The organism is Marinobacter sp. (genome assembly GCF_048266785.1).
Lineage (GTDB): Bacteria > Pseudomonadota > Gammaproteobacteria > Pseudomonadales > Oleiphilaceae > Marinobacter.
On the sequence record NZ_JBLWYX010000002.1, the window covers coordinates 308,820 to 321,388 of the forward strand.

At 54.9% G+C, this 12,569-nt stretch carries 10 protein-coding genes; 6 read left to right on the plus strand and 4 right to left on the minus strand.

Features of this window, described 5'->3' with window-relative positions; translation table 11 throughout:
* Positions 1 to 228 precede the first annotated feature (228 nt).
* Together ACN0V1_RS04925 and ACN0V1_RS04930 are read left to right on the plus strand one after the other, a co-directional pair.
* Positions 229 to 789 carry a cytochrome b gene (locus ACN0V1_RS04925; protein WP_417543925.1) on the plus strand — a complete coding sequence of 187 codons (561 nt, stop codon included), beginning with the start codon at positions 229 to 231 and terminating at the stop codon, positions 787 to 789.
* Positions 790 to 847: 58 nt separating this feature from the next.
* Positions 848 to 1,429 carry a YceI family protein gene (locus ACN0V1_RS04930; protein WP_417543926.1) on the plus strand — a complete coding sequence of 194 codons (582 nt, stop codon included), beginning with the start codon at positions 848 to 850 and terminating at the stop codon, positions 1,427 to 1,429.
* Between the two features lie 85 nt (positions 1,430 to 1,514).
* Here ACN0V1_RS04930 and ACN0V1_RS04935 read toward each other — a convergent pair whose 3' ends face one another.
* The gene (locus ACN0V1_RS04935) at positions 1,515 to 1,757 is read right to left on the minus strand and encodes a hypothetical protein (RefSeq protein ID WP_417543927.1); all 243 of its coding nucleotides are present in this window, start codon (positions 1,755 to 1,757) and stop codon (positions 1,515 to 1,517) included.
* Between the two features lie 276 nt (positions 1,758 to 2,033).
* On the opposite strand from ACN0V1_RS04935, the gene parC reads away from it, so the two are divergent.
* Together parC and serB are read left to right on the plus strand one after the other, a co-directional pair.
* A complete protein-coding gene (gene parC, locus ACN0V1_RS04940; protein ID WP_417543928.1) occupies positions 2,034 to 4,328 on the plus strand; it encodes a DNA topoisomerase IV subunit A in 2,295 nt (764 codons plus the stop codon).
* Entirely contained in the window at positions 4,321 to 5,553 is a 1,233-nt protein-coding gene (serB, locus tag ACN0V1_RS04945) for a phosphoserine phosphatase SerB (RefSeq protein ID WP_417543929.1), read from the plus strand. The genes parC and serB overlap by 8 nt, the downstream gene beginning before the upstream one ends.
* A gap of 43 nt (positions 5,554 to 5,596) precedes the next feature.
* On the opposite strand, the gene ACN0V1_RS04950 is transcribed toward serB, so the two are convergent.
* The 3 genes from ACN0V1_RS04950 to epmB all read right to left on the minus strand — a co-directional run bounded on the left by ACN0V1_RS04950 (position 5,597) and on the right by epmB (position 10,955).
* Positions 5,597 to 7,681, minus strand: a complete 2,085-nt coding sequence (locus tag ACN0V1_RS04950) for an EAL domain-containing protein (RefSeq protein ID WP_417543930.1) — start codon at positions 7,679 to 7,681, stop codon at positions 5,597 to 5,599.
* A 191-nt stretch (positions 7,682 to 7,872) separates the two neighbouring features.
* Positions 7,873 to 9,681 carry a GTPase gene (locus ACN0V1_RS04955; RefSeq protein WP_417543931.1) on the minus strand — a complete coding sequence of 603 codons (1,809 nt, stop codon included), beginning with the start codon at positions 9,679 to 9,681 and terminating at the stop codon, positions 7,873 to 7,875.
* Between the two features lie 224 nt (positions 9,682 to 9,905).
* Positions 9,906 to 10,955, minus strand: a complete 1,050-nt coding sequence (epmB, locus tag ACN0V1_RS04960) for an EF-P beta-lysylation protein EpmB (RefSeq protein WP_417543932.1) — start codon at positions 10,953 to 10,955, stop codon at positions 9,906 to 9,908.
* 45 nt (positions 10,956 to 11,000) lie between these two features.
* Between epmB and efp the strand changes: the two genes are divergently transcribed.
* Entirely contained in the window at positions 11,001 to 11,576 is a 576-nt protein-coding gene (gene efp, locus ACN0V1_RS04965; RefSeq protein WP_144775687.1) for an elongation factor P, read from the plus strand.
* A gap of 7 nt (positions 11,577 to 11,583) precedes the next feature.
* The gene (gene epmA, locus ACN0V1_RS04970) at positions 11,584 to 12,552 is read left to right on the plus strand and encodes an EF-P lysine aminoacylase EpmA (RefSeq protein ID WP_417543933.1); all 969 of its coding nucleotides are present in this window, start codon (positions 11,584 to 11,586) and stop codon (positions 12,550 to 12,552) included.
* Positions 12,553 to 12,569 lie beyond the last annotated feature (17 nt).

The window sequence follows — 12,569 nt, forward strand, 5'->3', positions numbered from 1 at the left end:
AGTGAGGCCCCCGACGGGGCGGTTAAACATGAACGAAGTCTATCGAGTCTATGGTTTTTAACAATCCGTAAAACCCGCATGCGACCAAAGGCAGATAGGTGGAGAACCCCCGATACATGATCAGAATTTCTGATGATGGAGGGCAAAACATTCCGATTTCCTTTGTGAGAGTGGCTTCCTATACTTCGGCCTGGGATTTGCAGACAAGGAAAAGAGGTATCAGTCACTATGCAGTTAAGTAATACACCTGTCAGTTACGGTTGGCTGACTGTCGTCATTCACTGGGTTGTTGCTGCGACCGTGTTCGGAACCTTCGCTTTGGGATTCTGGATGGTTGACCTGACTTATTACGATGACTGGTACCGTCGCGCTCCGGACATCCACCGTAGTGTCGGAGTCTTATTGTTTGGCCTGATGGTGTTCCGGTCGGTTTGGCGTTTGTTCGCCACATCGCCCGATCCGCTATCGGGGCATAAACGTTGGGAAACGATTAGCGCCCGGGTAGCGCATGGGCTTCTGTATGGTCTGGTTTTTGTCGCGATAGTGAGCGGATTTCTGATTTCAACTGCCGACGGCTCCTCTGTAAGCGTGTTCGGCTGGTTTGAGGTGCCTTCAGTGACAGGTCAGATAAAAGGGCTTGAGGATACGGCAGGGCTGGTGCATCACTGGAGCACATGGGCAGTGATCGTTCTTGCCTTGGTTCACGCCGCCGGCGCGCTGAAGCATCACCTGATTGATCGGGATGCCACGCTGCGTCGAATGCTGGTTCCGGGGCGCCGGGATTATTGACTTACTTATCGCCGCTCTGGCTCAGAGCGCTTCTTATTTTTCGTCAAAGGAGACAATCATGAAAAAACTACTGCTTGCAGCTTCGGTTTCACTGGCCATGGTCGGCGGCGTTCATGCTGATGAACACAGCGGAACCTATGAGTTTGATGACAAGGGCGCGCACCAGTTCATCACTTTCAAGATCTCTCATCTGGGTTACAGCTGGCTCTACGGTCGATTCAATGATTTTGATGGGCAGTTTACTTACGATGCTGCCAACCCGGAAAATAGCTCAGTAAACGTCACTATTGATACTTCCAGTGTGGATTCGAACCATGCTGAACGCGACAAGCACTTGCGAAGCAAAGATTTTTTACATGTGAGTGAGTATCCGGAAGCCAGCTTCAAAAGTAAGCGTGTGGTCGTTGATGAAGAAGGCGAGGCGGACATCGTTGGCGACCTCACGCTGCGCGGCGTAACTCGTGAGGTTACCCTGGATGTCGACATGCTGGGCCACGGTAAAGATCCCTGGGGAGGCTACCGTATGGGATTTGAGGCAGAGACTGAGCTGCGGCTTGAAGACTTCGGCATTCCAATGAACCTTGGAAAGGCGTCCGAGACTGTAGAGATTATTATCTCTGTTGAAGGTATTCGTCAGTAAATCTGGCTTGCTTCCGCGGATCAGGTTCTCTGGCGAAAGCCGGAACCTGATGTCGTTATCTGCTTTTCCGGGCCTGAGAGCCCATTCAATGTGAAGTTCTGGTGGTTTCCTTGTTTGTATCACAGGCGCGACACAGGTGCCGCTGACGCCAGAACTGAGCAGCGAAAATGACCAGCCACACCAACAATCCTGCCCATAGATAGGTCGCAGGCACCCGAAAGTCGCCGCTGATTGCAAACTCCACAAGAAGCATAAGCGCAACGGCCAGTGCCGCATTCACCATCGCCGTAACCATGGCTTGCCCGCAGGCTTTGAGATTTGGTGTCATAGTGTTCCGCTTGTTTGGAGGAGAAACTGTCTTTCTTCACTATCGACTTACGAGCATACGGCCCGCATTACCGACTTTCCATGCGGGAATCCCGCTATTGGCATCGGCGCGGCTGGCGCCGTTGAGCGTTTTTAGCCGATAAATCCGCAGGTTGTTGGTGTATAAGCCCGGTGCTTCATATAATGTCACACTGCTCCGCCCCGTGATTATTGCGGGCGCACAGGGTAGCATCACGGACTCCTTCAACATCAGGCAATACAGGCAAAAGAGGCATCCATGCCAGAGTTTCAGACGACGGATGAAGGCTTTGAGCGAGTTTCACTCAGGGACTACACGGAAAAGGCCTATCTCGACTACTCCATGTACGTCATTCTTGACCGTGCACTTCCCAATGTCGGGGACGGACTGAAGCCGGTTCAGCGGCGTATTATCTACGCCATGTCAGAGCTGGGCTTGAAGTCCACGTCCAAATACAAGAAATCTGCCCGTACCGTGGGTGATGTGCTTGGTAAGTTCCACCCGCACGGCGACAGTGCCTGCTATGAAGCCATGGTGCTGATGGCCCAGCCGTTTTCTTATCGCTATCCGCTAGTTGATGGCCAGGGCAACTGGGGGGCGCCAGACGATCCCAAATCGTTTGCGGCCATGCGGTACACAGAATCCCGGCTGGCGCGTTTTGCTGATGTACTGCTCACTGAGCTCGGCCAGGGAACTGTGGATTGGACACCCAACTTTGACGGCACCATGGACGAACCTTCAGTGCTGCCGGCTCGGCTGCCCCATGTGCTGCTGAACGGTACGACCGGTATTGCAGTCGGCATGGCCACCGATATCCCGCCTCATAACGTCAGGGAGGTGACTGCAGCTTGTATCAGGTTACTGGACGACCCTGAGGCGACCGTCGACCAGCTTTGCGAGCACGTTAAAGGGCCGGATTTTCCGACATATGCGGAAATCATCACGCCCCGGAAAGAGCTGCGCCAAATGTATGAAACCGGCCGGGGTTCTCTGCGTATGCGGGCCCGCTGGGTGCGGGATACTGGCGAAATTGTAGTCACAGACTTGCCGCACCAGGTTTCTGGTAACCGTGTGCTTGAGCAGATAGCACACCAGATGCAAACCAAAAAGCTGCCTATGGTAGCGGATCTTCGCGATGAGTCAGATCATGAGAATCCGACCCGACTGGTGATTGTGCCGCGGTCAAATCGCGTCGATCTCGACGGGCTGATGGCCCACTTGTTTGCCAGTACAGACCTGGAAAAAACCTACCGGGTTAACATCAACGTCATCGGTAATGATGGCCGCCCGGGTGTGAAGGGTCTGCGCCAGATGCTGACGGAATGGCTGGCATTTCGGCGCACTACGGTCACCCGGCGTTTGCAGTATCGCCTTGATAAGGTGCTTGCACGGCTGCATATTCTTGAAGGCTTGCTGATTGCCTATCTGAATATTGATGAAGTCATTCATATTATTCGCACCGAAGACAAACCCAAGCCGGTGTTGATGGAGCGGTTCGGGTTGTCCCCGGATCAGGCCGAATCCATCCTTGAGCTGAAATTACGGCACTTGGCCAAGCTTGAGGAAATGAAAATTCGCGGCGAGCAGGACGAGCTGGCCGCAGAGCGGGATGAGCTCCAGACTATTCTCGGTTCTGAAGATCGTCTGCGCGAGCTGATCAAGAGCGAGCTGCAGGCCGATGCTGAAACTTATGGAGACGATCGCCGCTCTCCTATTGTTGCGCGTGAAGAGGCCCGGGCGTTCAGTGAAAACGATCTGGTTTCCAATGATCCCGTTACCGTGGTTCTGTCTGACAAAGGCTGGGTGCGCGCCGCCAAGGGCCATGATATCGACCCGGACGGGTTAAGCTACAAGTCTGGCGACCGTTTTGCTTTGGCAGCTCGAGGTCGCAACAACCAGCAAGCAATCTTTCTTGACTCTACCGGCAGGGCGTATTCACTGATGGCCCATAGCCTGCCTTCGGCCCGGGGGCAGGGCGAGCCTCTGACAGGAAGGATCAACCCTCCCTCGGGGGCGAGCTTCTCCGGCCTGCTGATGGGCGATCCTGCGCGTAAAACGTTGCTGGTAACGGATGGTGGTTACGGATTCGTGACTTCGCTGGAGGAGATGATCAGCAAAAACCGCAACGGCAAAGCCGTGGTCAGTGTTCCGAAAGGCGCGAAGATCATGCCGCCGGTGGTTATCCCCGTTACGGACAACGTCTTGTATCTGGGAGCAATATCCAACGAGGGCAGAATGCTTGTTTTCCCCCTCAGCGAACTGCCGGAACTGAGTAAGGGCAAGGGCAACAAGATTATCAGCATTCCCTCTGCACGGGTGCAGAGCCGAGAGGAGTACGTGGTCGCCGTAGCGGTATTCGCCAGGGATGACCAGTTGGAGATTCGGGCAGGCAAGCGCAAGATGGGTCTGCAGTTCAGTGATCTTGAGCATTATCTGGGCGAGCGCGGCCGGCGCGGGCACAAGCTGCCGCGAGGGCTGCAGCGCGTGGATGCCATTGACGTTATCCCTTCTGCCGCAAGGGCAAAGGAAGAGGAGAGCTCAGACAGTGAGTGAACTGGTTCTGATTAACGTATCCGGGCGCGACAAGCCCGGGCTCACGTCGGAAATTACCGGCATCATGGGGCAGTATGACGTCCGGATTCTCGACATAGGGCAGGCGGTTATTCACGATCATCTGACCTGGGGGATTTTGATAGAAATACCCGATGAGTCGAAATCCTCTCCGGTGATTCGTGATCTGCTTTTCCGCCTGCATGCGTTGGATCTTCAGGTCAGGTTTGCGCCGATTACTATAGAGGAATATCAGACCTGGGCTGAAGGACGTAACCGCGCCTGTTACATCGTTACTCTGCTGTCCCGTGATATCAAGGCGGAGCAGATTGCCCGCGTCTCTGCGATCACGGCCCGTCACGGCCTGAACATCGACAATATCTCCAGGCTGTCGGCAAGGCCATCACTCAACACGGCCGGTAACGGGATTGCCTGCGTGGAGTTTTCCGTGCGAGGCACACCCTCGGACCTTGAACAGCTGAGAGCCGACTTCCTGCACATTGCAGGTGAGATGAATGTGGATATCGCCTTTCAGGAAGATTCCATCTTCCGGCGTAATCGCCGTCTGGTTGTGTTTGATATGGATTCCACCCTCATTGAAGCCGAAGTGATCGACGAGCTTGCCATGGAGGCCGGTGTTGGTGAACAGGTCGCGGAGATCACCGAACGTGCGATGCAGGGCGAGCTGGACTTCAGTCAGAGTTTTGCTGAGCGCCTGTCGCTGCTCAAAGGCCTGGATGAATCTGTGCTGGAGCGGGTTGCCGGTCGGCTGAAGATGACGGAGGGTGCGGAGCACCTGATCCGGAGCCTTAAGGCATTGGGTTACCGCACAGCGATTTTGTCTGGTGGCTTCAGCTACTTTGCCAAGCACCTTCAAAACAAGCTGGGCATTGATTACGTGTACGCGAACGAGCTGGAAATTCGCGATGGCAAGGTGACTGGTGAGGTTGCCGGCCAGATCGTGGATGGCCAACGCAAGGCCGAATTGCTACTGGAGATTGCCGGGAAAGAGCACATTTCCCGGGAACAGGTTATCGCCGTGGGTGATGGCGCCAACGACCTGCCCATGTTGAGCCAGGCTGGCCTTGGCGTTGCATTCCGGGCCAAACCGCTGGTCAAGGAATCTGCGCGCCACGCGATCTCAACGCTCGGCCTGGACGCGATTCTCTACCTGATCGGCTTTCGCGAAAGTGAAACGAATCAAGGATTGAAAGACGCCGGTTTCTGAGCCGGCGTCGCTTTCAGTCCGTGGCTCTCTCAAACCGCGGCACTCAGTTATCGCCGAAGTCGTAGTTCATTTCCGGTACTGGAGCCTGTAGATAATACCCCTGAATGTAATTTACGCCCGCCTGCCAGAGTGTCGCAAGAACAGCGGCGTTTTCCACCAGAGGAACAATGGTTAATTTGCCGGCGCTTTGCAGGCTCTTCACCATTTCCTTTAACTGCTCGCGGGCTTCATCATTCTTCTGAATTTCTTCAGTGAAGGAGCCGTCAATCTTCACATAATCCGTATCGATGTGTTTCAGAGTATTGAACGGATTCAGTGCACAGCCGAACTGGGCAATGGATACTTTGCAGTGAAGCTGATGCAGGGCTTTGGTGAAGTCCTTGGCCTGCTTCATGTAATTGTTCGCGTCGCACTCGCGGATCTGGAAAATCAGGGCGTCCCCTGGCAGGCGTGCTGCCTTCAGCGCTACGCTTAGCCATGGCGTGAAGGTTTTGTCCTGCAGGGTTTCAGCCGTCACGTTGAGGAACAAACGGGTATCGTTGCCGCTGGAGCGATGGATTGAAAGCTGCCTGATCGTCTGCAGGATAACCCAGCGATCGATCTTGATGGCGGTATCGCTGGGCCCCATGGGCGGAAGAAAATCGTAGGGTGAAACTTCTTTGTCATCCTGGTCGAGCATCCTCACGAAGGCTTCGTAGTGCTCTTCACCCCCTCCGCGGAGGTTGATGATAGGTTGGAACAGAAGCCGGAAACGGCTCTCATCCAGCGCCTTCAGTATTGCCTCTATGGAGCTGCTGTCATCCAGCGCCTCATGGTCTGCCGGGTTGTAGGCGCGGACACCGTTGCCCTGAGCCTGGCCTTCCTGCTTGCGAACGTCTGATGATGCGGTGTGGGCCCGGGCCATAAGCTCTTCTGCTTTTGGCGAGTTTTCGGTAATAGAGGCAACACCGATACTGACGGTCAATGGAACCGTGCGGCCGTTGATTTCAAACAGGTGCTCATCGACGGCTTTGCGAATCTCCTCACATCGGCTAGCCAGGGATTTTTCATCACCGGGCAGGCATAGAAGGCAGAATGCATCATCGCTGAGTCGGGCCAGCACCAGATCATCGGCGACCTCCTTTTTCAGCAGAGTGGCAAGGTCTCCAAGCAGCAAATCTGCGCCGGAAATACCTACCTGGCCTTTCATGGTTATAAAATTATCAAGAGCGATATACGCCAAGGCACCGGTTTGGTTGTTTTTACCGGCATTAGCGATGGCCTGTTCAAGCTCTCTCATCAGATATTGCCGGTTATACAGGCCGGTAAGGAGGTCCTGGCTGCTGATTTCCCGTAACTTCTCCTCCAACTCTGCATCGCTGTGTTCCGGCTGCAGCACGATCTGGGTACAGACTTCGCTATCGTAAGTTGCACCGGACACCGACATGGTCACGTTCAGCTCATGATCATCGCTGCGCTTCGCAGTGCAGTTGATGGTCATGCCATCTTCACCCTTCTCTGCGAAAGACTTCATAAACGTCTTGTAGTCGGTCTGGCTTTCGGACGTTAGCGTATCGAGCACGGGGACACACATCAGGTCGTCGATGTCGTCGTAGCCCAGAAACTCAAGGTAAGACTGGTTTGCATAGATATGCATGCCGTCATTGATATAGGCGATGGCATCTTTAGAGCTTTCCAGTAGCAGTTGGCAGCGTTGCTCTGCTTCACGCAGATGCGACTCCAGTGCTCTGCGGCAGCGGCGATCTTCAAGCGCTGCAAGCTCGCGCTTGGCTTTCAGTATCAGCAGATCGTTGTGACCGGACTGCACTGTATCCTGGGCGCCAGCTTTCATGACGGCCACCGTTCTTTCGCGACTTTCTTCCTCTGTCAGAAACAGACACGGGATGTCTTTGTCCATGCGCCGGATCATGGCCAAAGCGCTATCGGCCGAGAATTCCTGCTCGATGTCACGGGCGAGAAGCAGATCCCAGTTGCTGTTTTTCAGCGCTTCTTCCAGATCCTCTTCGGAGGTAATGCGGTGCGCCCGAGTCGCTCTGCCAGCATTTCTGAGCAGGCTTACCAGGGATTCGGCATCATTCTGGGAAGGGTCGAGGATCAGCAGGTGTACGGTAGCATTCTGTTTCTGCATTCCTAAGGCGTCTCATAATACAGGTTGGCTGAGCCGGCCCCGGCAGAAAAATTCCGCCTTAAATACAGTATCTTGCAAGAAACTGTGAACTGGCAGGCACTGCGAGACCGGACTGTCACTATCGCTGAATGATGCAGGGGTTGAGGATTAATAACAAGCCTCCAGCGGATTTACGAAGGCGCCGGAAGTGCTCAGAGAGATGGCCACAAGGAATCGAAATCGTCCTCACTGGTCGCAGGTGACGTGGATGGGGATGCGACCGTCGACGCTGCGACATTATTGTGAAGCTTCAACTCGAACTGGCTGATGCTGCCGGTTGAAGAAACCTGCTTCAACAACTGGCCCTGTTCTTCCCTGCCATCATGCAGTATGGAGATCCGGCTGCCGGGCTGGAAGGGCAGCCGGGGCGTGATCAAGGTAGCAGACTGATTGGCGACACTGATCTCAGGCAGCATAAGACCGCGCAGATATTCACTGCTGCTGCCGACTTTCTGGATCAGACGCACACCGCAGGGTGAACCACTAGGTGCCAACAGCTCGATGCCGATTTGAGTGCCATGATTTCTGATCTGCCGGATCCAGCGAACAACGGCAATGCTCCATGGATGAGAGCGTTGCTCTCGCACCCCAAGTATCTCGCCCGCCTGCATGGACGTAGGAACACTGGTTTCCCACGAGACGCAGTAGCCGCCGGGGCTGGTATTCACCAGCAGTGTTGTGTGTGATCTGGGTTGATTTCTGTCGGTTGCAGGCGCTGCTGTATCCCCGAAGCTGCCGCGAAAATTGATGGGTGTGTCAGCGGAATACAAGTGCTCATCGCTTGGGGACGCGTCATGGGCGTGAGACCAGGCGTCGTTGCGCTTGCGGGACTTGCGGACAAAAACGTTTTCTTCATTCGAATCGCTGTTGTCGTTGCCGGTTACGAACTCGGTAAATGACTTTTTACCAGCAATAAAATAGTGCGCTGCCGAAAGTCCTACACATACTTCCAGCGTGCCTTGACTGGCAATCCGGTTGAAATTGCGCTTTGCCAGAATCCCCAGCGCCTGGCTCAGATGAGTGAGCAGAGTGTCGTTGACATTGCCCGGTATTTTCAGAGTGTCAGGTGCTGGAAGCTGGCGAAGCCGGGCATCGAGATTCTCAGAAATGGCGGCTGCCAGCTCGCGGGTATCGAACCCGAAGCTTTCCTCCCCGGGCTTGGCCTCCAGCAGGCTTCTGTAGACTGGGGAGCTGTCGCGCTCCATGTTGACAACGAAAAGAGTGTCTTCCCCGATCTCAGGTCCACAGCGGGTTTGCTCAGCCCAGGATTCGAACAGTTCGTAGGCGTGAAGCAGTTCTGACTGTCTGAGCTGATTGGGTCGCGCGCAGCCAAGAAGCAAAAGGCGCTTGTAGCTGGCCGCCACGGTGCTTGCCCGCCCCTGTCTCAGGGTGCCGTCTTCAACGATTACGTCAGAAAGCTGATTGCGGTGAGAAAACCGGAACATGCGATGACATTCCAGCCAGCTTTGCGCCGGGCTCGGACAATAGAGCTGATGAGATCTCAGGATGGTCGAGGCAAGCTCGGAGGTAGCCCGGTGGACGGCCGTAGCAATCAGTTTGCGGTTTTTCTCCAGCCCGCCATTGTCTAGCGCTTCGAGAAGGCACAGCTTGTAGCCACTTGCCAAGTGCAACTGCAGAGCCTGCGACAGGTTGGCAATTTTACGTTGCTTCTCTGGCAGAGCCACGGCAAGGCCAAGGTAGTGACGGGAAAGTTCGCTGCAGACAAAGTGAATCTTTTCACGAATCAGCTCGAGGAACTGCAGGCGGTTTTGAGGCGCAAGAAACAGATGGTTGAGCTCAATAATCGCGTGGTAAAGCTGGCGCGACACCTCGCCAATATTGGCCATGGGGAGCTGCTTGATCCAGGCCCTGAACGCCTTGGGCGTTGTATCACAGAACGACAGACTTGCTGTTTTTTGCTCTGGTACACGGAGATCTGGTTTCAGGATCATGCCTTCCATGAATATGCGCCAATATCAGAACAATGTTTCGTATTCCGGGCTCTTTCATCAAGCGCAACAAACGTTGCTCGGCATGTCAGTTCACCAGAAAAACACCGTAAATACATTTTTTACAAAATAGACGGTACTGGACTTTAGAGTAGCAAGCCAGTCTAAGAAAGCGAGAAAGTAGCGTGTTGACAATGTTTGACATGTGAAATCGGGCCAGCTTTGCATAAACACGATTAGAGCGCTTCCGAATACAGATCTATGGGTGTCTTGGCTGCCTTTCCAGGAACTTCGCGAACCAGCCGTGGAACCAGAAATCCCGGCAGTCTGGACAGTAACTCACGAACCAGCAGGCGGGCCTCCTCGTCAGGTACGTCAAAATGCTGGGCCCCTGCTACCGGGTCAAACGCATGGAGGTAGTAGGGCAGAACGTCGGCGTCGAATAACGTTTCACTCAGTTGCTCAAGTACGTCCGCATGATCATTGACGCCCCTGAGGATCACGCTCTGATTCAGCAGGGTTACTCCGGCTGCGCGAAGATAGCCCAGAGCGCGTCGGGTAGTCCGATCCATCTCTGCCGGGTGATTGACGTGCAGCACCATTATAATCTGCACGGGCGTACTATTGATCCACTTGAGCAGTGCACCACACACTCGTTGCGGTATAACTACCGGGAGGCGGGTATGAAGCCGTATACGGCGGATGTGAGGAATGCTGCTGATGGCTGATGCCCATTGGGCCAATAAATGGTCGTTAACCGCCAGCGGGTCGCCGCCGCTGAAAATGACTTCATTGATTTCCGGAGATGCGACGAGCACATCAAGCACACGTTGCCGGTCGGACGGGCTAAGGCGCTGCTCGTCGTAGGGGAAGTGGCGACGAAAACAGTAGCGGCAGTTAATCGCACACTGGCCGGTCACCATAAGCAGAGCCCGACTGCGGTACTTTCGAATCAGCCCCGTGGTTTGTATCGCGCCGTCTTCCTGCAATGGATCGGTAACGAAACCCTCGGCAGCGTTGGTTTCAAGCCCCAGTGGAAGGACTTGTCGTAGCAATGGGTCTGACGGATTTCCTCTTTCCATTCGTGCCAGAAAAGGCTCTGGAACCCTGACAGAAAACAATCGATGGCCAGCTTCTGCGCCCTTCAGCCAGGTCTCCGCAGGCAAGTCCAGCCGCGCCAGCAGTTCCCGTGGCGAAGTTATCGAGTCGGAAAGTAACTGTTGCCAGCTCCGGTTGTCATCATCTGAAAGCCGGGCTTCTATAGAGGCAGGGGTTCGCTGTATCATAGCCGCCTTTGAATTTTAAACAGCATTTTGGCAGGTGGACATTTCATGGCTTCATATTCTACCAACGAATTTCGCGGCGGTCTTAAAGTATTACTGGATGGCGACCCCTGTATTATCCTCGAGAACGAAATTGTAAAGCCCGGTAAAGGCCAGGCCTTCAACCGTGTCAGGCTTCGCAACCTGATGAGCAACCGGGTTTGGGAACGCACCTTCAAGTCTGGTGAAAGTCTCGAGGCAGCCGACGTGATGGACCAGGATATGGAATACCTCTACACCGACGGGGAATTCTGGCACTTCATGCTCACCGACGGCTCCTTCGAGCAATACGCTGCAGACGCAAAAGCGGTCGGCGACACGATCAAATGGCTGAAAGAACAGGACGTCTACACCGTCACTCTGTACAACGGTGCACCCCTGACAGTAACCCCGCCAAACTTTGTCGAACTGGAAGTGGTTGAAACCGACCCCGGCATGAAAGGCGATACCGCCCAGGGCGGCTCCAAGCCCGCAACCCTGTCTACCGGTGCAGTGGTAAGCGTACCGCTGTTTATCACCATCGGCGAAGTGCTCAAGGTCGACACCCGCTCGGGTGAGTATATGAACCGGGTGAAAAGCAGCTGATTTCAACATGAAAAACCGGCGTGACTGGCAGCCCACTGCCTCCCGGGCAGCCCTGAAAAGCCGCGCACAACAATCAGCCTTTGTGCGCGGCTTTTTTGCGCAGCGGGACCTACTGGAAGTCGAAACCCCGGTGCTGGGCCGCTGCGGCGTAACAGAGCCCAACCTCGACGGTATATCCGCACAAATAGATGCTCGGGGCATCAAGGGCGGCTGGCTGCAAACCTCCCCGGAGTACCACATGAAACGCCTGCTGGCCGCAGGATCTGGCTCCATCTACCAAATCTCGAAAGTCTTCCGCAACGGCGAACGCGGCAGCCGCCACAACCCCGAGTTTTCCATGCTGGAATGGTATCGCACGGGTTTTGACGATGAAGCTCTGATGACAGAGGTCTCCGACCTGGTATGCGGCTGGCTGGAATGCCCGCAGCCAAAGGTAACAAGCTACCGCCAGGCCATGATCGATTGGGTCGACATCGACCCCTTTGTGGTAGCGGAAAGCGACCTGCGCCAACGCTGCCGGCAGTGGCTCGAACCCGAACAGCTGCAAGATCTCAGTCGCGACGGCTGCCTCGACTTACTGATGGGCTTCGCCGTCGAGCCCAACCTCGGCAAAGGAACTCCGGTATTCATCAATCAATACCCGGCCTCCCAAGCCTCACTGGCCAGAATCTCCAACGTTGACGGCTTCGACGTAGCCCATCGCTTCGAGCTCTATATAGACGGCCTGGAGTTATGCAACGGCTACTGGGAGCTCACCAACGCAGACGAACAGCGCGCCCGTTTCGAGGCAGATAACTGCTCGCGGAAAGCGGCTGGGAAAATCGAAATGGACGTTGATGAAGCCATCCTGGCTGCCCTTGAATATGGCTTGCCCGACTGTTCAGGTGTGGCCCTGGGGCTTGATCGCCTGCTGATGTTGAAAATGGGGACCCGCGCCATAGCAGATGTTCTGGCATTCCCACTAGAGAGAGCTTAAAAGCTGTACAAAAGACA